Origin of the sequence: Pseudoalteromonas luteoviolacea CPMOR-1 (genome assembly GCF_001625685.1) — a bacterium.
Classification (GTDB): domain Bacteria; phylum Pseudomonadota; class Gammaproteobacteria; order Enterobacterales; family Alteromonadaceae; genus Pseudoalteromonas; species Pseudoalteromonas luteoviolacea_K.
In genome coordinates, this window is sequence record NZ_AUYC01000001.1 from 65,727 (window position 1) to 84,827 (window position 19,101).

At 43.9% G+C, this 19,101-nt stretch carries 19 protein-coding genes; 5 read left to right on the forward strand and 14 right to left on the reverse strand.

Annotation, left to right across the window (positions count from 1 at the left end; all coding sequences use genetic code 11):
• The 10 genes from N473_RS00270 to N473_RS00315 form a co-directional block, all read right to left on the reverse strand.
• On the reverse strand, nucleotides 1-1,884 hold the full coding sequence (locus N473_RS00270) for a diguanylate cyclase (RefSeq protein ID WP_063366230.1): 1,884 nt from the start codon (nucleotides 1,882-1,884) through the stop codon (nucleotides 1-3).
• A complete protein-coding gene (locus tag N473_RS00275; RefSeq protein ID WP_063366231.1) occupies nucleotides 1,884-2,675 on the reverse strand; it encodes a TatD family hydrolase in 792 nt (263 codons plus the stop codon). Before N473_RS00275 ends, N473_RS00270 begins: the two co-directional genes overlap by 1 nt.
• The gene (locus tag N473_RS00280) at nucleotides 2,676-3,170 is read right to left on the reverse strand and encodes a hypothetical protein (protein WP_063366232.1); all 495 of its coding nucleotides are present in this window, start codon (nucleotides 3,168-3,170) and stop codon (nucleotides 2,676-2,678) included.
• A complete protein-coding gene (gene tatC, locus N473_RS00285) occupies nucleotides 3,163-3,909 on the reverse strand; it encodes a twin-arginine translocase subunit TatC (protein WP_063366233.1) in 747 nt (248 codons plus the stop codon). Before tatC ends, N473_RS00280 begins: the two co-directional genes overlap by 8 nt.
• A 24-nt stretch (nucleotides 3,910-3,933) precedes the next feature.
• A complete protein-coding gene (gene tatB, locus N473_RS00290) occupies nucleotides 3,934-4,251 on the reverse strand; it encodes a Sec-independent protein translocase protein TatB (RefSeq protein WP_063366234.1) in 318 nt (105 codons plus the stop codon).
• Between the two features lie 5 nt (nucleotides 4,252-4,256).
• On the reverse strand, nucleotides 4,257-4,493 hold the full coding sequence (tatA, locus tag N473_RS00295; RefSeq protein ID WP_039611351.1) for a Sec-independent protein translocase subunit TatA: 237 nt from the start codon (nucleotides 4,491-4,493) through the stop codon (nucleotides 4,257-4,259).
• 63 nt (nucleotides 4,494-4,556) lie between these two features.
• Nucleotides 4,557-6,170 carry a ubiquinone biosynthesis regulatory protein kinase UbiB gene (gene ubiB, locus N473_RS00300; protein ID WP_063366235.1) on the reverse strand — a complete coding sequence of 538 codons (1,614 nt, stop codon included), beginning with the start codon at nucleotides 6,168-6,170 and terminating at the stop codon, nucleotides 4,557-4,559.
• A gap of 16 nt (nucleotides 6,171-6,186) precedes the next feature.
• Nucleotides 6,187-6,786: a ubiquinone biosynthesis accessory factor UbiJ gene (locus N473_RS00305; protein ID WP_063366236.1), complete on the reverse strand. Its 600-nt coding sequence runs from the start codon at nucleotides 6,784-6,786 to the stop codon at nucleotides 6,187-6,189.
• A 19-nt stretch (nucleotides 6,787-6,805) separates the two neighbouring features.
• Entirely contained in the window at nucleotides 6,806-7,561 is a 756-nt protein-coding gene (ubiE, locus tag N473_RS00310; RefSeq protein WP_039611354.1) for a bifunctional demethylmenaquinone methyltransferase/2-methoxy-6-polyprenyl-1,4-benzoquinol methylase UbiE, read from the reverse strand.
• A 106-nt stretch (nucleotides 7,562-7,667) separates the two neighbouring features.
• Complete coding sequence (locus N473_RS00315; protein ID WP_063366237.1) at nucleotides 7,668-8,675, reverse strand: GGDEF domain-containing protein; 1,008 nt, start codon at nucleotides 8,673-8,675, stop codon at nucleotides 7,668-7,670.
• 309 nt (nucleotides 8,676-8,984) lie between these two features.
• Between N473_RS00315 and N473_RS00320 the strand changes: the two genes are divergently transcribed.
• On the forward strand, nucleotides 8,985-10,751 hold the full coding sequence (locus tag N473_RS00320; RefSeq protein WP_063366238.1) for a DUF885 domain-containing protein: 1,767 nt from the start codon (nucleotides 8,985-8,987) through the stop codon (nucleotides 10,749-10,751).
• 38 nt (nucleotides 10,752-10,789) lie between these two features.
• On the opposite strand, the gene mtnK is transcribed toward N473_RS00320, so the two are convergent.
• Nucleotides 10,790-11,995 carry an S-methyl-5-thioribose kinase gene (mtnK, locus tag N473_RS00325; protein WP_063366239.1) on the reverse strand — a complete coding sequence of 402 codons (1,206 nt, stop codon included), beginning with the start codon at nucleotides 11,993-11,995 and terminating at the stop codon, nucleotides 10,790-10,792.
• 124 nt (nucleotides 11,996-12,119) lie between these two features.
• Here mtnK and mtnA point away from each other — a divergent pair, with 124 nt between their 5' ends.
• Both mtnA and N473_RS00335 read left to right on the forward strand, forming a co-directional pair.
• Nucleotides 12,120-13,127 carry an S-methyl-5-thioribose-1-phosphate isomerase gene (mtnA, locus tag N473_RS00330; RefSeq protein WP_063366240.1) on the forward strand — a complete coding sequence of 336 codons (1,008 nt, stop codon included), beginning with the start codon at nucleotides 12,120-12,122 and terminating at the stop codon, nucleotides 13,125-13,127.
• A 73-nt stretch (nucleotides 13,128-13,200) separates the two neighbouring features.
• Nucleotides 13,201-15,183, forward strand: a complete 1,983-nt coding sequence (locus N473_RS00335) for an alpha/beta hydrolase family protein (protein ID WP_063366241.1) — start codon at nucleotides 13,201-13,203, stop codon at nucleotides 15,181-15,183.
• Nucleotides 15,184-15,248: 65 nt separating this feature from the next.
• Here N473_RS00335 and N473_RS00340 read toward each other — a convergent pair whose 3' ends face one another.
• From N473_RS00340 to N473_RS00350, 3 genes are read right to left on the reverse strand one after another with little or no spacing between them, the layout of a single operon-like run.
• On the reverse strand, nucleotides 15,249-15,791 hold the full coding sequence (locus tag N473_RS00340; RefSeq protein WP_063366242.1) for a 1,2-dihydroxy-3-keto-5-methylthiopentene dioxygenase: 543 nt from the start codon (nucleotides 15,789-15,791) through the stop codon (nucleotides 15,249-15,251).
• Nucleotides 15,792-15,805: 14 nt separating this feature from the next.
• Nucleotides 15,806-16,474, reverse strand: a complete 669-nt coding sequence (gene mtnC / locus N473_RS00345) for an acireductone synthase (protein ID WP_063366243.1) — start codon at nucleotides 16,472-16,474, stop codon at nucleotides 15,806-15,808.
• Nucleotides 16,471-17,088: a methylthioribulose 1-phosphate dehydratase gene (locus N473_RS00350; RefSeq protein ID WP_063366244.1), complete on the reverse strand. Its 618-nt coding sequence runs from the start codon at nucleotides 17,086-17,088 to the stop codon at nucleotides 16,471-16,473. The genes mtnC and N473_RS00350 overlap by 4 nt, the downstream gene beginning before the upstream one ends.
• Before the next feature lie 96 nt (nucleotides 17,089-17,184).
• On the opposite strand from N473_RS00350, the gene N473_RS00355 reads away from it, so the two are divergent.
• On the forward strand, nucleotides 17,185-18,324 hold the full coding sequence (locus tag N473_RS00355; RefSeq protein ID WP_063366245.1) for a methionine aminotransferase: 1,140 nt from the start codon (nucleotides 17,185-17,187) through the stop codon (nucleotides 18,322-18,324).
• Nucleotides 18,312-19,082 carry a nitrilase-related carbon-nitrogen hydrolase gene (locus N473_RS00360; protein WP_063366246.1) on the forward strand — a complete coding sequence of 257 codons (771 nt, stop codon included), beginning with the start codon at nucleotides 18,312-18,314 and terminating at the stop codon, nucleotides 19,080-19,082. The genes N473_RS00355 and N473_RS00360 overlap by 13 nt, the downstream gene beginning before the upstream one ends.
• The last annotated feature ends 19 nt before the right edge of the window (nucleotides 19,083-19,101 follow it).

The window sequence follows — 19,101 nt, forward strand, 5'->3', positions numbered from 1 at the left end:
TTAAGTCTCCTGCGTGTGTTGATAAATACATACCCGATTGCGGCCACTTTGCTTCGCTTCATATAAAGCTTTGTCGGCGAAATCGGTGAATAAAGTTGGGTTTTTTGTATCTTGTGCGATTGCGCTGTAAACCCCAGCACTTGTGGTAAATTGGATACTCTGGTCAGCTATATTGACTATGCAATTGGCAGTCGCTTCGCGGATCTGTTCAGCAAGCTCTTGTGCACCTTGCACATTGGTATTGGGTAGCAAGATAACAAACTCTTCACCACCGTAACGAAACACTTCGTCATGGGGCCGTTTTAAATGTTTGCTAATGGTATTGGCAAAAGCACAAATGGTTTGATCGCCTGCTAGGTGCCCATATACGTCATTCACACGTTTAAAATGGTCAATATCAAGCATCACGACACTCAGTGTGGTTTGTTCTCTGCGAGAGCGTCTGACCTCCATCATAAGGCGTTTATCGAAGTAGCGTCGATTTTTTACCTTAGTCAATGGGTCTTCCATATTAAGTCGTTCTAACTCTCTATTTTTTTCTTCAAGTTCACGCAGCGTGACCTGTAGTTCGAAAGTGCGCTCATCAATACTGCTTTCTAGATCTTGTTGTGCTTGCTCTTGGATGATGAGCTTCTCTTTGAGTAATGCATCTTCGGCACGTGTTTTTGCGAGTTTTTGTTCTTGTTGCTTGATATGGCTTTCTCGTTCAAAAATATACTGTTTAGCCAGTGCATAGCTGATATATGCGCACACAAATAGCGCACAAATATAGGTAACTGGACGCTCTAGTAATGCACCAGAAAGTAACCCGAGTTCAAAGCCAAACTGGTAACATAAAGATATCATTAAACACAGATAAACAGTTACCGCAGGTAACCTTTGGCTGAGCTTATTTAATGATGCTTTGATTGTGATCACAAAAAAGTATAAAACGGCTAGGATGGCAAAAACATATGCGATTTTTGAAGCCAGTGTGATTGGCAGCAAGGTACATAAAAGTGTGAGTCCCAGACCACTAACGAGCAGGTATTTTAGCCCGACGTCGACATACGATGCTGTACTAATCGGTAAAATACCACTTCTTAAAATAGGTACTATTGCTAAAGTAGATAACAGCACGAGTAGGCTTTGCCCATATTGTTGCATCCATTGCCAATCTGCATAGAGATAACGATATCCAAAACCGTAAAGATGCACCAGCAAGAGCCACACACTCAATAACAACAAAGTACCATGCATAAAGTATTTGCGGCGTGTGAAGGTATACATCGTGAAGTTCGTCGCAATCATTGCAAGTAAAAACCCTGCTAAGATGCCATATATGAGGTTAAATTTGCTTTTGTATTTTAAATATTCAACTGGATGCCAAAGACTGAGTGGAATATTGAGCGCGCCATGGTGTTTCACTTTCAAATAAAGGGTTGTTTGTCGTTTACCAGGTAGCTCCAGTGGAATGAGTTGTGCTTCATGTTTTATTGGCCGTTGCATTAAGGGGCGGCTGTCACCTAAATCTAGGGTCAAAATAGCATGATCAGGCTGCATGATATAGGCAGTGATACTATCCAAAAGGTTATTGTTGACGCTGAGTAACAGCGGCAGCTCGATTAAGCTGTCGTTACGTAAAACGATTTTAATCCAGACTTGCTGATCTACTTCACCTAAATTCAGCGCGCCAGAGCGATGATAATGCCAGTTAGGATTGTCATTGAGTAATTCTTGGATATTGTCTTGAGCGGTTACTGTATAGCTAAATTGAAGTGAAGCCTGGTGTCTAAACTGGGCTTGTAGTTCAAACACAGGTGAGTGACGCTCAGGGTCAATAACGAGATTCGCGAGCGCCGCATAAGTATTGAACATCAGTGCCAACAATAACCATAATTTCATCAAATATTACTCTGTGGCTTGGCCATAAATAATGCATTGAAATTACTGCTGCTGCACATCGCAATGGATTCTCTATCGGTGTTTTTTAATAAGGCAATTTGCTCAGCAACGGCAGGTAAATACGCGGGTTCATTACGCCGAGATTTGGGTTTGGGTGATAGGGTCCGTGGCAGTAAATAAGGCGCATCAGTTTCAATAAGAAGTCTATCGTTTGGAATATATTTAATCAAATCACGTAATTGTTGGCCGCGTCTTTCATCACATACCCAACCTGTAATGCCGATCATTAAACCGTAATCGAGATAAAACTTGAGTGCTTGTTTGTCCCCCGTAAAGCAATGTAAGACACCGTCGAGTTGATGCTCAGATAATAATCCTTTCATACGGTCATGTGCATCTCGTTCGTGGATATAAGCTGGCATATTGAGTTGTTGGGCGAGTGCAAATTGAGCACTGCAGATACGTTCTTGCGTATCTCGAGGGGAAAAGTCGCGATTAAAATCTAATCCACACTCGCCAATTGCTACAACATGAGGAGAGCTGGCTAATCTCATGATTTGCGCAATGAAATCGTCAGGGGCATCTTTGGCATCGTGGGGGTGAATTCCGGCGGTGCTTACTAATTGATAGGTTTGTGCTAAAGCAAGGCTGTCATCGCTCGATGCGAGGTCACACCCGATTAAAAGCATATTACTAATATGCTGTGATTTGGCGCGTAAGACGACGTCAGCTCTGTCTTTATCAAATTGGGAGCTGGTTAAATTGACACCGGCATCAATCATTGTTTGCATTTATTTTATTCTTTTTACACGTATGGTTCTGTTTGAGCCTGATTTACTCATCAAAAAAGAGTTAAATGAGCCACGTTGAATCGTCACAGTGTCCTCTTGTTTTGCAAAAAAAGCGCTGCTGCCTATTTGCTTCCATACTTGTGCGTTTGAAAGCTCAAAAGTACGCACGCCATGGGTTGATTTTGTGAGTTTTATTATTGTAGCTTCAATATTGTCGACGCGTTGCTCGTTTTTTATGACTTTATTTTCTATGCCAAAACGCGCTTGTTGCTGCTCTGCGCTGAGTGTGACAGGTGCCGTGGATACCTTAGCAGTAGGTGGTGTCTGAGCGACGGACTGTTTTGCTTGATATTGGCTTACTACTTGGTCATAACACTGCAGACGTTGTTGATCGACTGAAATATTTTGGCAGGCAGTTAGTTGATCGAGTGCGCTCTCTTGTGCATCGGTTGAGAGTGAGAAACTCAGGGCAAGTAAAGTGAGCCACTTATTCATTATTCATTTCCTGTTGTTGAGATTTTTTGCTGTAGAACGCCGCTAAAATAAGGCCAATTTCGAATAATAATAACATGGGTACGGCAAGCAGTGTTTGTGACAGTACATCAGGGGGAGTTAAAAACATTGCCACGACAAATACACCAACAACAATGTAAGGTCTTTTTTCTTTTAGACTTTGTGTTGTTGTAACACCGCTCCAACATAGCAGCATAATCGCGACGGGGATTTCGAATGCGACACCAAATGCGAAAAACAGTTTGAGGATAAAGGCAAGGTAGCTACTAATATCCGGAGATAGGGTCATCATTTCTGGGCCAACCGCAGTAAAAAAGCCCAAAATAATTGGCATAACGACAAAGTAGCAAAAAGCGATACCTGCGTAAAATAGAATGATGCTTGAGAGCAGTATTGGCATCAGCATGCGTTTTTCATGCTGATATAAGCCGGGTGCGAGAAAGCCCCAAACTTGATGCAAAATAAACGGGATTGCTAAAAATAACGCGACGAATAGAGTCAGTTTAAACGGTGCGAAAAACGGTGCCGTGACATCTGTGGCTATCATAGTGGTATTTTCAGGTAAACTTAGTACCAATGGGTTAGCGACAAATGCATAAATATCATTCGCAAAATATACTAAGGATAAAAAAATAACCAATACGCTAAGGAGGGCTTTTATCAGCCTATCTCTGAGTTCAATCAGGTGGCCTATAAATCCACTTTGCTCCGGCTCTGACATGAATATTCCTGTTACTTCTAGGGATTAGTCTTTTTTCGACTGTTGATCTGTCGCGTCAGTTTGATAGCTATGACGAACGGACTCCGCCGCTTTTTTTAGCTCATCTACGGACTCTTGCAGCTCAGGTGCTAAGTTATGCATATCCTGCTGCTCAGCTTTTTTCAAATTGGCATGTAGCTCATGTACCCGAAGCTCCTCATTGACCTCAGCTTTGACTGAATTGGCAACTGATTTGACGGTTCTGATCCAGCGGCTAACGGTACGGATCGCCACAGGCAAGCGCTCAGGCCCTAATACAATTAAGCCGACAATCAATATGACGACGAGCTCCCACATGCCCATGTAAACTATACCTTTTCTTTGTCAGTTTCGGTGCTGTTTGACTTGCTCTGAGTTTGATTTTGAAGCGCGTCTTTTGGCTTGCTAGCGTCGTTGTTATCTTCATCTGACATGGCTTTTTTAAACCCTTTGACAGCGTTACCAAGATCACCACCCATACCGCGTAGCTTTTTCGTGCCAAAAAGCAAAACAATGATTGCAAGCACAATCAATAATTGCCAAATACTAATTCCACCTAATCCCATAACGACTCCGTTTACGTGTTATTTGTAAATACTGATTTGATTATACGCCCCGCGTATAAAATATCATCCTGTTTTACGCCATGCGCAAATAAATAGCAAGCATGCAAAGAGTGCGCTTCCTAGGCTTGCCCCACTTAACTCTGCGATAAAACACAAGCCTGCGATTATGGCGAAGGTTGACGCTGCCATACCGAGCAGAATACTTTGCATAGTTTGCTGGCTGACCGAGCGGCTTGGTGCCGCAGGACGATGGTGCTGTCGTTTCAGGTTCTGATAAATTAAATCAGGCAGCTCAGGCATTTTTTCTGCCCAAAAAGGCAGATTCTGGTAAAGTTTTTTAGCCACGGCCAGTGGGCCAACTTGCTCTTGCACCCAATGTTCTAGAAATGGTTTGGCAGTTTGCCAAAGATCTAGCTGAGGATATAGTTGACGGCCGAGTCCTTCCACGTATAACAGTGTTTTTTGCAATAAAACGAGTTGTGGTTGAACTTCCATATTAAAGCGTCTTGCCGTATTGAATAAATTGACCAGTACATGGCCAAATGAAATCTCGGCAAGGGGTTTATTAAAAATGGGTTCACATACGGTGCGGATAGCAAACTCAAACTCTTCAACACAGGTGTCTGCGGGCACCCAACCAGAGTCTACATGCAGCTGAGCGACTTGGCGGTAGTCACGGTTGAAAAATGCAATAAAGTTTTCGGCTAAATATCGCTTATCCTCTCGGTTTAAGGTGCCGACGATACCACAGTCAATTCCAATATACTGTGGGTTTTCAGGATGTTCGTAGGAGACAAAAATATTACCCGGATGCATGTCAGCATGGAAAAAGCTGTCTCTAAAAACTTGAGTGAAAAAGACTTCTACACCCCGTTCAGCGAGTAGCTTCATATCAGTACCCTGCGCTTCTAGCGTCTGAGTATCAGAAACCGGAATGCCATAAATACGCTCCATGACTAATACGTTTTGTCTGGAGTGGTCGCTATACACTTCGGGAATGTACAGTGCTTCAGAGCCCTCAAAGTTGCGCCTCAGTTGAATGGCATTGGCGCCTTCGCGCATTAAATCAAGTTCGTCGAGTAAGGTTTTACGATACTCACGGACAACTTCAACGGGCCTTAATCGGCGACTTTCACTGACTAGACCCGCTAAGATCTTGGCAAATTGCTCCATCAAAGATAAATCAGCGAGAATTTGCTTTTCTATGTCCGGGCGGATCACTTTGACAACCACATCTTTCAAACCTTGTTCAGTTTGTAACTGAGCGGTATGTACTTGGGCAATCGATGCAGAGGCTAACGGTTGTTGCTCGAAGTGTTCAAATAGCGCGCTTATATGTTCTAAATCTAGCGCTTGTTCTATTAATTTTTGCGCTTGTTCACCGTCAAATGGTGCAACATTATCTTGCAGTTGAGCTAACTCTTGCGCCATTTCGTGAGGTAACAAATCACGGCGAGTAGACAGCATTTGTCCAAACTTTATCCACACTGGCCCCAGCGTTTGTAACGCGAGGCGTAAACGTGCACCTTCGGATTTTTCTTGGTGTTTATTCGGCAGCCAAAATAAGCTTTTACGCAGGTATTTAGCGTACCAGGGCTGTAAGTGCTGAGGCAGCAGTTCATCTAGGCCATAATTAAGGAATGTTTTACCAATTTGATATAGGCGAGCGATGGACAATTCCTGCTCCTTAAAGTCAGTCAGTTAGTGCATTAATGCGTTGTTCAAGCGCAGCTAATTGCGATGAAAGGGCTCTTGTTTGGGCTTTAAATTGCTGCATCTCCAGAGGGTGGATGGTGACATTCAGCTCATCTTGACACAGTTGAGTCAGCACTTGCTGATATGATTTTTTATGTTGCTGTGTATACGCGTTACATTGCTTGGTTTGCTGCACCAGATGTTGCGCGCCCGCATCCCCTAAATACCGAGATAAATGTTCTGCCCAATCGATATTTAGATTTGCAAATGCCTTGCTGAAGAGCTGCGCCAGATGCAGATCTCCATCTAAATCTAATTTGCCACTGCGGATCAATCGTGTCAGTTGACTGGGGTCTTTTAACTCGCCGAGGCAATCAAGGGAAGTGGTGATGTGGCAGTCAGCATTGTCATGATAATGACCATACACAAAACAGTACTCCCCGTTGTAATGTAGTGCGCAGGATAAGTTTAAGTCTGTTAACGTCAATGCTAGCACCTTGTGTGCAGCGCCTTGCAAGTCATTTGCGAGGCTGGGTTCAAGGGTTAATAGACGATTCATAGCTTGCTCGGCCACGGCCGTTAAGACAGAGATCAACATAAACTTATCCTTATAGACGTTAGTACTTAAACCCTCTATGGAGCGCCACGATGCCACCGGTGAAATTTTGATAGCTTGTTTGCTCAAAACCGGCTTCTTCCATCATTCCTTTCAAGGTTTCTTGATCTGGGTGCATGCGAATTGACTCAGCAAGGTAGCGATAAGATTCACTGTCATTGGCCACTATTTTGCCAACATTCGGCAAAATATTAAAGGAATAGAAGTCATACAACTTTGACAGCGCTTCGTTATCTGTTTTAGAAAACTCCAAGACCAATAAGCGTCCACCTGGCTTAAGCACTCGGTACATAGAGCGCAACGCCTCATCTTTATCTGTGACGTTACGTAGACCAAATGCAATGGTGATAACATCTAAGCTGTTGTCTGGAAATGGTAATGCTTGGGCGTTCATTTGCACATATTCAATGTTGTTTACCAAACCTAAGTCACGCAGTTTATCGCGGCCTACTTTTAACATTGAATCATTGATGTCGCCGAGGATCACTTGACCTGTATCACCAACAAGCTGGCTAAATTTAGCCGTTAAATCACCTGTACCACCTGCCAAGTCTAATACTCGATGGCCTTTGCGTACGCCAGCGCATGCGACGGTTTGACGCTTCCAAAGGCGGTGAATACCAAACGACAAAAAGTCATTCATGATGTCGTATTTAGCTGCGACAGAGTGAAAAACATCTGCAACCAAAGACTCTTTTTGAGTGGACTCTACGGTTTTATAACCAAAGTGGGTGGTATCGCGATTTTCTTCTTTCATGTTGACCTTGGTGACACAGTTTAGATGGGTATAGTGTACTTGATTGCGACACTCAGGTGCAATTTATAGTGGCTGTAAATCGTAAATATTTGTCTTAAAACAAAGACTATATTGCCCCTGAAATGTAGCAATCGCGCCCCAGTGTATGGGCTTTTTGTGCCGCAAAAGCGGCTTGGGTTGCCAATTCATTAAAGTCTCGTTCGTTTTGCCTTTTTGCAATACCAATGGCGAGCTGAACTTCAGGAAATTGTACATTGCCTTTATTGCTAATGAATTTGAGCTTTTCGACGCCTTTACGGATCTTTGCGGCGATGACTTTGGCTGTTTCCGGCTCGATGTCTGCAAGTAAAATAGTGAATTCTTGTTTGCCTGTGCGCCCGGGTACACCACTCTCTAAAACATAATGTTTGATTTTATTGGCAACACGTTGCAAGACGGTTTCGCCAATCATATCGCCAAATCTCGTACTAAAGTCACTGAGGTTATCAACTTGAATAGAGATAGCACACAGGGTTTTATCTTGGTCTAGCCAGAGTTGTGTTTTTTGGTTGAGGTAGTGACGTTTGTATAAGCCGGTATGTGGATCAATTAAACGCTGTTTGCGGATCTTGTTTAATACCATGTACTGCTGGCTTTGTGTGGCTCTGGCTTTTTGCAAACTGTGTTTAAAACGTTGCTGTTGTTCCATATAACGTTCAGTTTGCTGCACAAATTCGTTCAGCGCTTTTTTACTTTTTGCGATATCCTGAGCATCCAATTCACTGTGACATTTACGAATGCTTTGTGTATATATTGCGATATTTTGGTGTGTCCGGGATGAAGAGGATGAGAGCTCATCAATGACGTTGTCGACTTCTTTCAACACGGCCAACTCTTCTTGATGCTCAGTATAAATAAACTCAAAGTAAAGTTGTTCGATATAGACGTTATCAATGGCAACATTATTTCGTAAATCACGCTCCAAGCGCGTCGTTAGAGGTTCGTTGCTACGGCTGATGAACGTATAGGCTACCTGGTAGTTGAGCGGCGTGGGTGGCAGCGCATGCAGTTCCAAAAAATGACAGACTTTGGTCATTTTTTCTTGGGCTATGGCCATTGGGTCATGGAACGTCATCTACTTATTTACCACACATTCAGGTTAATTTCGAAGCCTTAACGTCCTTTGGCACAAGTCATGATTTCATCCTATTTGAAGTCCCGCTACATTAATCGCAATTGTGACTTTTTGAAAGTAAAATTTGCCCTTTTAATGGTAAAAAGTTACCCATTTAATTCTATTAGGCGAATTTATCGACAACTTTTTCTCTTATACATGTGACGGCGCATCGATGAGCGCATTTGAACGATGTTTGGTCGATTATACTTGCATAACGATAAGTGCCTTCGTTATGGTGCATACCCCAGCGAAAGTTAAGGAACCTCAGTGTTGAACGCCGTTTTTAAACCGCTAAGTGCAATTGCATTAGCACTCAGTTTGTCTGCTTGTCAGATGACCAAGACCAATCCAGATCAGGCCTTTGTGGCGTTGTCTGAGCAAGTGATGGCCTTTCGTGCTGACATTAGCACCAGTCATATTAAGTCAATAGATGCACCCTATTTACTGCCAGATATGTCACCAGAACGCTTGGCAAGCGAAAATGAGCGTCGTTTAGCGCTACTGAATAAGCTTGATGCGATAGACACAACACAGTTAACTGCTGAGAATCAAATTAACTTCGCAATTTTGCGCGCACAGGTGCAAGATAAAGTCGATAAATATCACTTTAAACATCATTATGTACCCTTGTTATCTGAGTCTGGCTTTCATACACGCATGTCATTTAAGATCAGAGAGCATGACTTTTCTACCGAGCTTGGTTATCAATTATTGATCGCTCGGATTAAGCAGCTGCCACGATATTTTTCGCAGCAGATGGACTGGATGAGAAAGGGTATGGCTATCGGTTTAACTCAGCCTCAAGTGGTGCTTCAAGGCTTTGAGTCATCCATTGAAGCTTATATTGCAACAGATGATGTTGAGCGCTCGCCGTTTTATGCCCCGTTCAAAACAAATCAGGCGGGTATATCAGATGAGGCGTTTATGCAGCTTCAGCAGCAAGCCAAACAAGCGATAGTCCAATATGCTAATCCTGCATATCAAAGTTACTTAGATTTTTTCGTCAACGAATACCGACCGAACGCAAAGCAAGATATTGCTTGGTCGAGTGCACCCAATGGTGAAGCATTTTACATCAACCGTGCTAAGCATTTCACGACAACCGATATGACGCCTAGGCAAATCCATGAGTTAGGTTTGCAGGAAGTGGCGCGTATTCGCAGTGAGATGGAAACCATCATTGAAAAAGTGGGCTTTGAAGGGTCGTTTGCTGAGTTCGTCGAGTTTTTGCGTACCGATCCGCAGTTTTATGCAAAGACACCTGAAGAGTTGCTCAAAGAAGCATCATTTATTGCTAAACAGATGGATGCAAAATTACCTCAATTTTTCCATGTTGCGACGCTCCCTAGAGTACCTTATGGTGTAGCGCCTGTGCCTGACAGTATCGCACCTAAGTACACTACGGGGAGATACTTATCGCCATCGAAAGAAACAGATCCAGGCTATTATTGGGTCAATACGTATGCGCTTGATAAGAGACCGCTCTATGTTTTAGAGGCATTGACCTTACACGAAGGGGTACCGGGTCATCACCTACAGATCTCAATGAATGATGAGTTGATACATCTACCTGAGTATCGAAACGAATATATCTCTGCATTTGGTGAGGGTTGGGGGCTATACGCTGAATATCTTGGTTTAGAGGCGGGTTTTTATCAAGACCCATACAGTGATTTTGGTCGACTTACCTATGAAATGTGGCGTGCTGCGCGTTTAGTAGTGGATACGGGCATGCATATGTTTGGCTGGAGCCGTGAACAGGCGATGCAGTTTATGCAAGATAATACGGCGTTATCATTACACAATGTGAGAACAGAAACGGATCGGTACATTTCTTGGCCTGGCCAAGCGTTGTCATACAAAATTGGTGAGTTGACGATTAGGCGCTTGCGTACAGAGGCTGAGGAAGCATTGGGCGAAAAATTTGAGATTCGAGACTTTCACCGTGAAGTGCTGAAAAATGGCTCTGTTCCTTTGTTTGTACTCGAGGCGCAAATTAAGAATTACATAACACAAACATTAGCGCAGCAGTAAGATGGAGTGATAAGGCCGCCAAGCACGGCCTTATCATATTAGTGTGCAAAGCTGATAATGAGTTGATAAAAGTCATCGGTTGAACGGCAACTTTTTGCATTTAAAATCAACTGTTCGCCAAGCAAGAGCGTTTGTTTTTGCACTGCTAAGCGTTTAGTTTCATCTTCAATGCCGTCAATATCGGCAACGTGCGCTAGCCCGATGGTGCGACGGATCAATTCAGTGCCACAATACCCCATCGCATCTTGCAAGACTTCCTGTAAAAATTGCTCTACATAACCAGGTGCCTGTAATGCTAAATCGCGGGTATCTGTTTTGGCTAAGGTTAACCAATGTTGTTCGAATGTCTGCAAGCATGTAGAGATGGTGTTTAACAAGTAAGAGTGCACATCTCTTCGTTTAGGCGTTTCGACGATACGCCCATTTTGAGCGCAGTAATTAAGTAATAGGTTGCCGATAAATGAGCCTAAATCAAAGCCTATGGGGCCGAAAAAGCCGAACTCTGGGTCGATAAACTTGGTTTCTTGTGCGGAAACAAACAGGCTACCTGTGTGGACGTCACCATGTAATAGGGTCTGCGGCGACGAATAGAATTTACTTTTTAGTTTAGCAACATTGATTAATAAGGTTTTGTTTTCGCGCAGCAGAGACACTTGCTCTTCTAGCGCTACTGGGTAATTGTTTCGTTCATGCTCTCGATAGGGATCATCAAAAAATAAATCTTCTGTGATGGAGCATAGCTCAGGATTTGTAAACTCCTGAACCAACGATTTTTTATCTGCTGCAGGTAAGTAAAAATCCGAGTAAAAAAAGCTGGTGGTGGCGAGGTAAGTGCCCACATGTGTGCCAAGGTGTTTGAACGTATTGCCTTGGTTCAGCTCACCCCGCAAAATGGCCATATGACCCAGATCTTCTAAAATTGTTACTGCTAGTTCACTATTGTGATGCAGTACTTTTGCAGTCAGCTCTGGACATACTGCGCCATGTTTTTGTAATACGCTTGCTTCAATTCTGGCTCTGTCTAACGTCAGCGGCCAACTTTCCCCTACGCAGCGAGCATAAGGCAGAGCTTGTTTCAAAATGATGCTACGCTGCGCATTCGTATCTTGGATACGAAAGACCAAATTGAGGTTTCCATCCCCAAACTCATAGCAAGATAATATGGCATCTGCTGGAAAGAATTGCCCCAGTTCTTGGACGTAACTTAAGGCTGTGTCGTTATTAAAGGCAACGTATTTGCTCACGGTTATTCACCAAAAATTAAAGTAACTTTTAGCATTCTATATTTTTAAATGTTTAGATGTCTATACATCTTTAGATCTTTATGTAGAATGAGCAGTAATTACAACTGTACACTCCCTAATCAAAATGAAAGATTTAATCGCGCAAAGTTTGAAATATCAGGATGGTAAGGTACAGGTGCTCGATCAGTATCTGCTGCCTCATCAAGAGGTTTGGCATGTATGCCAAACGGTCAGTGATATGCAGAGCCTAATAAATAACCTTCAAGTGCGGGGGGCGCCTTTAATTGGCCTAGCGGCGACTTTGTTGGTGGCATACCTTGCTGAGCAAGGTGCTTCACAGCAAGTGCTATGTAAGGCCATTGATGATTTAGAAGCAACGCGACCCACAGCGGTAAATCTTAAGCATTGTATGGACCGATTGAGAGCGGTTGTCAATGATGTGCAATATGTGGCGCATGTTGTGCGTGTTGCTGAGAATCTCTTTGAAGAAGATATCGCTTTGTGCGCGCGGATTGCCCAGCATGGTGTTGAACTGGTGGAGGCTGGTGATAATATTCTGACCCATTGTAATACTGGCGCGCTGGCCACAGCAGGCATTGGTACGGCATTGGGGGTGATTTACCAAGCGATGCAGCGCCATGGTGATATTCATGTTTGGGTTGATGAAACACGCCCTTTATTGCAAGGTGGGCGTTTAACCGCGTATGAGCTGGCGCGCTGGCAGATCCCGTATACTTTGCTGTGTGACAGCATGGCCGCATCTTTAATGGCTGCAGGTAAAGTCGACAAGATATTTGTTGGTGCTGATAGGGTCGCGGCGAACGGCGATTTTGCGAATAAAGTGGGTACTTATAATTTAGCTGTTTTAGCGCACTTTCATCAGGTACCATTTTATGTGGTGGCACCAAAAACGACTTTTGATCCTAAGTGTGCCAGCGGGCAAGATATTGAAATTGAGCAGCGCAGTGCGCTTGAGGTGACCGGCGTGAGTGGCAGCTTTGGTGAATGCCAATGGGCCCCTTCGCAGGCAAAGGTGTACAACCCTGCTTTTGATGTGACTCCAGCCAAGTTAGTGACTGGATGGGTTTTTGACAGCGGCGTATATCATACCCCACACTTCCATATTCTCTAATTAATTCAACCTACTCCATATTAAACGCTTAAATTGATATCATATTTAGGCGTTTATATTTATGGAGTTTTAAATGTTTTCGAAAATACTCTGCGCAGTATTCTTATTGAGTTTAAGCTTTGGCTTACTGGCAGAATCCCACCAAACGAAGCCAGCTTCCAAACCTATTCCGATTTCACATTTTAGCAAAGGAGAAGAATACGCCAACGTTCAGCTCTCCCCAAGTGGAAAATATATCAGCTTTATTTCCAAAGTTGATGGCAAGAATATATTGGGTGTGCTCTTGGCAGAGAATTTTAGCATGCTGTCCGCTATTCGTTTTGAAAGTAATGCGCAAGTGGGAGATTACCATTGGGTGAATGCTGAGCGCATTGTGGTTGAAAAGGAATATCTCAAAGGGTGGACCGATCAACCGCATTACTATGGTGAACTTTATAGTGTCAACGCCGATGGCTCTTCAGGTAAATATCTGGTTGGCTATCAGGGCGGCGGGCAGACAGGCTCTCGTATTTCAAAGGCTACGGCGTTATATGGTACATCGTATGTTTTAGATCCGCTTGTTCATGATGAACGTCACATGTTGATTTATACTGTGCCATGGACTGCGTCCAAAGAGCCTCATGCAAGAGTGTATCGTGTTAATGTGATATCAGGTAAACGAAAACGCGTGACGCGCGCACCTGGCAGACATGCGCAGTTTTTAACAGACCGTCTTGGTAATATTCGCTTTGCTGCGGCTTGGGACAGCAAAATGGCGGGGGAGATTTATCAAAAAAACAAAAAAGGCAGTGGTTGGCAGCCGCTTGAAATACCGGGCGCTTTAAAAAATATTAAGTTGCATGCAATCGGTCATCAAGGCGAGTCTGTGTATCTGACTGGTTCAAAACAAGGTGAACCTGATGCGTTGTATAAGCTTTCGCTTAAGCAAAACGAACTGACCTTGGTCTATCAAGATAAAGATGTCTCACCAACAAGAATTTGGGTTGACCCTGTCAACAAGGAATTATTTGCTATTGAGCTTGACCCTGGCTATCCAACCTATGCGTTTACGGATGAAAAAGTGCCACTGAGCACGAGTATTAAATCGCTACTCAAAAGTATTCCTGGCCATCAACTACAGATCGTAAGCTCAACATTAGAGGGTACAAAGCATGTTGTATTTGCAAACAATGATCGCAATCCTGGGGACTACTATTTATTTGATCAAAAAAATAAAAAAATGTCTTATTTATTCTCTGCTCGTGCTTGGATAGATCCAGAGTTGATGGCTGAGACTAAGCCTATTTCATTTCAAAGTCGCGATGGCAATAAAATACATGGCTATTTGACTTTGCCGACAAATAGAGAAGCAAAAAACCTTCCGCTTGTTGTTATGCCACATGGTGGACCATATGGTGTGCGTGATTACTGGCAGTATGAAACGCAAAGTCAACTTTTTGCAAGTCGTGGTATGGCGGTATTACGTGTGAACTTCAGAGCTTCTGGTGGCTATGGTCGCAAGTTTGAAGAGCTGGGTTACTTGGAATGGGGGCGTAATATTCAATATGATATTTTAGATGGCGTCGATCATGTGGTAGAAGCTGGTTATGTCGATCCTGACAACATGTGTATTTTTGGCGAAAGTTTTGGTGGTTACTCGGCGCTGCAAAGCACCGTGGTTGCACCGAATAAGTTTAAATGTGCAATTGGTGTGGTTGGCGTTTACGATTTAACACTGCTATTTAAAAAAGGCGATGTGGCAAGTTCGGATACAGGTCAAAGTTATTTGAAAATGGTGCTGGGCGATAATGAGAAGCAGCTGCGCGAATATTCTCCGGCGCTCAATGCTGAAAAAGTCACTGCACCGGTGTTAATTATTCATGGTGGCGATGATGCCCGTGCGCCAGTCGCACAGGCTGAGGCGATGGTTAATGCACTCAAAAAAGCAAATAAACCAGTGAGCTATTATGTATTTGAAACCGAAGGTCATGGATTTTACAAAGAAAAACATCGCTTAGATTACTTTAATCAGCTGATCACTTTCTTAGAAAAGCACTTGAACCTTGAGCATGATTGAGTGGCGATTTAATTGATAGTGCGCGGCATCCAAGTGAAGTTGGTGCCGCCGCTTTCCGCTTGTTGTTAGTCTAAAATCGGGAATTGTTTAGCAATACTTGACCCTGTTTCTTTGGCGACCCAGCCTTCGGTGTTATTGAATAAGCGAATAGCTGTAAACTCAGGATCACTCCCCATATCAAACCAATGTGGCGTGTGATCTGGTACAGATATTAAATCGCCTTGCTGACAGAATACTTGATAAATCTTATCTGCGATATGCAGGCAGAAAAGGCCATATCCGGCTACAAAAAAACGTACTTCATCCTCACTGTGGGTATGTTCAAAAAGAAACTTTTCTCGCATGGCCGGCGCATTAGGGTTACCTTTTTGCAGTGCAACAACATCAACGGTTTGGTAGCCACCTTGCGCTTTCAAGCGTTCGATATCTTGACGGTAAGCGGCAATGATATCTGCTTCTGTTGCCTCTTTTGCCAATATTTGTGTTGCTTGCCATTGCTCAAAGCGTACGCCAACCTCAGCAAGTCGCTCGGCAATTTTACTTGCCTCATCGCTTTGAAAAATAGCTTCATTGGGCTGATTTTCTTGGTAGATATGTAAGTAACTCATGACGGTGTCTCGTTTTAAAGGTGCTCAAAACTGGTGATAAAAGCATGATTGGGGCTTTTGGGTTGATCATCGCGCCACAACTGCAAAGTTTGTAAACCGGCGGCTTTGGCGGCATCGAGTTCAGCGACGACATCACTTAAAAATAGAACTTCATGTGCCTCAAAAGGCAGGTTTTGTACGATGTTGTGATAAGACTCAGGTTGCTGTTTTGCCCCAACTCGCGTATCAAAATAATCGCTAAATAATCCGCGTATATCACCAAAATCGGAATGTGCAAAAAGCAGCTGCTGTGCCTTGACTGAGCCAGAAGAATACACATACAGCGCAGTACCAGCTTGGTGTTGCGCAGTTAAATAGGCATGGGCATCGGGGTAGATATGACCTGTGAAGTCTTTTTGTTGATAGCCATCTTGCCAGATTAACCCCTGTAGCTGTTTAAGTGGAGTAATTTTTTTATCTGCTTCAATCCAGCCAAGTAAGGTGTCTATCACTGTGTCTAAACTGGCATCTGGCTGCGCGATTTCTGCCCTGACAGCATCAAGTTGAGCACGCACTTGCGGCTCATCCTGTGAATTTTTGATAAAACTAGCTAAGTGATTAGCGGCATAGGGGAAAAGGATTTCTTTAACGAATGAAATTCGGGTAATTGTGCCTTCAATATCAGTGAGAATGGCTTTTATCATTTTACTGCTCCTTCAAGCTTGATGCGTTCTAATTCGCAGGCGAACAAAAACTCTAGCCCTTCAATATGACGGCGAGTTTCAAAGATACTGTTACCCAGGGCATAAAGGCCATGGCCTCGGATCAAAACACCGTGTGTTATAGGGTGTGTTTCATGATGCTTGGCAACACGTGCAGCCAGAGCAGGAATATCCTGATCGTTATCGAATATGGCAATGGATAAGGGCTCTAAATGGCTTTGAATGCCCGCAAGTGATTTTTGCATTTCATAGCCAGTCACGGTAAAACTGTTACTACGTATGAAGCGTGATAGCACCGTGGCGGCGACAGAATGAGTATGTAATATACATCCAGCTTGAGGCTGTAACTCATATAATTTTAGGTGCAGGGCAGTTTCTGCTGAGGGCCGACCATCTCCAGACACAATGTGGCCATCTTGGTCCAATTCTAAAAATTGCTCAGGGGTTAAGTGGCCTTTATCAAAGCCGCTGGCGGTGACGACAAAGCCATCATCGGTCTTCATAGAAAAGTTGCCGCCTGTTGCGGGCACCCAGCCTTGGTGGCTAACCCAGCGGCCTGCGTCGATGAGTGCTTGTTTTGCTGCCTTTGTTTGCATATTCGATCATCCTATGAGGTTTGGACGGCTATACTTCTATCTTTGGCAATGATAGCATCGCTTTATCGCCTACGCCATAACGAAAAGAGTTACAAAATGGAAAGTAAATTACCAGACGTCGGTACCAGTATCTTCACGACCATGACAGGCCTTGCTAACGCGCATGGTGCACTGAATCTCTCTCAAGGTTTTCCTGAGTTTGATACCCCTAGTAAGCTCAAAAATGCGTTGGCTGAGCATGCTCTAGCGGGATATAACCAATATGCGCCATCTCCTGGTGTACCTGTCTTACAGCAAGAGATTGCCGCACTTGTTGCGCGTCGCTATCAACAAGAAATTGACGCCACGGCTCAAGTGACGGTCACTGCGGGGGCGACAGAAGCGTTGTTCGTGGCGATTCAGTCACTGGTGCGCCAAGGTGATGAAGTGATTGTGTTTGACCCCGCTTATGACTCCTATCGCCCAGCGGTCGAATTAGCGGGAGGGCGCACTGTGCATATGCCATTAAGTGCACCGGAGTATGCCATTGATTGGGCACAAGTGCGTGCAGCAGTGACGGATAAAACACGGGCGATCATCATTAATACACCTCATAACCCCAGTGCGAAAACACTCAAACAAGCTGATCTAGATGCATTAAAAGCACTGCTTATTGAGCATGATATATACCTTATCAGTGACGAAGTGTATGAGCACATTACCTTTGATGACGCGCCACACTTGAGTGCTCTACGAGACTCTGAGCTTGCAGCACGGGCGTTTGTGATATCAAGTTTTGGAAAAACCTTCCACTGTACTGGTTGGAAAATGGGTTATTGTGTCGCACCAGCGCATTTGTCTGTTGAGTTTAGAAAAATCCACCAGTTTGTGAATTTTTCGAGTTTTACGCCGGCGCAATTCGCATTGGCAGACATGTTGCGTGATGTCCCTGAGCATGTCGATGAATTGAGTGCGTTTTATCAACAAAAGCGTGATGTACTGGTTGAGGCGTTAGCGACCAGTCGCTTTAAGATCCTGCCAAGTGAAGGGACTTACTTCTTGTTACTTGATTACAGTGATATTTCCGATCTAGACGATGTGACTTTTTGTCAGCAATTGGTTGAGCAAAGTGGCGTGGCGGCGATCCCGTTAAGCGTGTTCTATGATAAACCGAATGGCGATAAAATTATTCGTTTGTGTTTTGCTAAAGAAACCGAGACATTAATCGCAGCGGCGGAGAAATTATGTCAACTTTAACAGTTAACCTAGTGCAATATGACATTGCGTGGTTAGCCCCAGAGCAGAATTTCGCAACGATTGAAGCGCTGGTTGCTGATGCGCCTCCTTGTGATTTGCTATTGCTACCTGAGACCTTTGCCACAGGATTTGCGTTGCAACAGGCAACCGATGAGCAAGCAGCGAAGGCGAGGGCATTTATACAGCAACTGGCTAAACGTTTACAGTGTGTGGTCGCGGGCTCTGTATTGGTGCCTCATCAAGGTAAAAAAGCCAATCGCTTTTATTGGGTCTGGCCTGATGGAACTGAACAGACGTATGATAAACGTCATTTGTTTTGCCTGGGAAATGAAGGGGATTATGTAGCCCAAGGTAAGGAAAGAAAAATATTTGAAATCAATGGTTTTAGGCTGTTACCCCAGGTGTGTTATGACTTGCGTTTCCCCGTTTTTCAACGCAGTAAAAACGATTATGACGTGATGGTGAACGTTGCAAACTGGCCATCAGCAAGACGCTACGCCTGGGATACGCTGTTACGTGCTCGTGCGATCGAAAATCAGTGTTTTGTTCTGGCGACCAATCGTATTGGTCAAGACGGTCAAGGGATTGCTCACAATGGCGGCACCGTGGCTTTAGATTATTTAGGGCAAGCGATCACCCAGGTTGGTGATGACGAGACTGGGATGATCAGCGTCATACTTGAAAAAGCAAAGCTAGCTGAGTTTAAGTGCCAATTTCCAGCTCATTTAGATGCAGATGGCTTTGAACTGAGTGTATAAATGGGAGCAGCAAATGCTG

What these genes read in the sequence shown, in the direction of transcription:
- mtnC (WP_063366243.1), bottom strand. Translation starts at nt 16,474, where the DNA reads ATGATAAAAGCCATTCTCACTGATATTGAAGGCACAATTACCCGAATT.
- N473_RS00340 (WP_063366242.1), bottom strand. Translation starts at nt 15,791, where the DNA reads ATGAGTTACTTACATATCTACCAAGAAAATCAGCCCAATGAAGCTATT.
- tatA (WP_039611351.1), bottom strand. Translation starts at nt 4,493, where the DNA reads ATGGGATTAGGTGGAATTAGTATTTGGCAATTATTGATTGTGCTTGCA.
- ubiE (WP_039611354.1), bottom strand. Translation starts at nt 7,561, where the DNA reads ATGAAAGAAGAAAATCGCGATACCACCCACTTTGGTTATAAAACCGTA.
- N473_RS00270 (WP_063366230.1), bottom strand. Translation starts at nt 1,884, where the DNA reads ATGAAATTATGGTTATTGTTGGCACTGATGTTCAATACTTATGCGGCG.
- N473_RS00315 (WP_063366237.1), bottom strand. Translation starts at nt 8,675, where the DNA reads ATGACGTTCCATGACCCAATGGCCATAGCCCAAGAAAAAATGACCAAA.
- N473_RS00280 (WP_063366232.1), bottom strand. Translation starts at nt 3,170, where the DNA reads ATGAATAAGTGGCTCACTTTACTTGCCCTGAGTTTCTCACTCTCAACC.
- tatB (WP_063366234.1), bottom strand. Translation starts at nt 4,251, where the DNA reads ATGGGCATGTGGGAGCTCGTCGTCATATTGATTGTCGGCTTAATTGTA.
- mtnA (WP_063366240.1), top strand. Translation starts at nt 12,120, where the DNA reads ATGAAAGATTTAATCGCGCAAAGTTTGAAATATCAGGATGGTAAGGTA.
- N473_RS00305 (WP_063366236.1), bottom strand. Translation starts at nt 6,786, where the DNA reads ATGTTGATCTCTGTCTTAACGGCCGTGGCCGAGCAAGCTATGAATCGT.
- tatC (WP_063366233.1), bottom strand. Translation starts at nt 3,909, where the DNA reads ATGTCAGAGCCGGAGCAAAGTGGATTTATAGGCCACCTGATTGAACTC.
- N473_RS00335 (WP_063366241.1), top strand. Translation starts at nt 13,201, where the DNA reads ATGTTTTCGAAAATACTCTGCGCAGTATTCTTATTGAGTTTAAGCTTT.
- N473_RS00360 (WP_063366246.1), top strand. Translation starts at nt 18,312, where the DNA reads ATGTCAACTTTAACAGTTAACCTAGTGCAATATGACATTGCGTGGTTA.
- N473_RS00355 (WP_063366245.1), top strand. Translation starts at nt 17,185, where the DNA reads ATGGAAAGTAAATTACCAGACGTCGGTACCAGTATCTTCACGACCATG.
- N473_RS00350 (WP_063366244.1), bottom strand. Translation starts at nt 17,088, where the DNA reads ATGCAAACAAAGGCAGCAAAACAAGCACTCATCGACGCAGGCCGCTGG.
- N473_RS00275 (WP_063366231.1), bottom strand. Translation starts at nt 2,675, where the DNA reads ATGCAAACAATGATTGATGCCGGTGTCAATTTAACCAGCTCCCAATTT.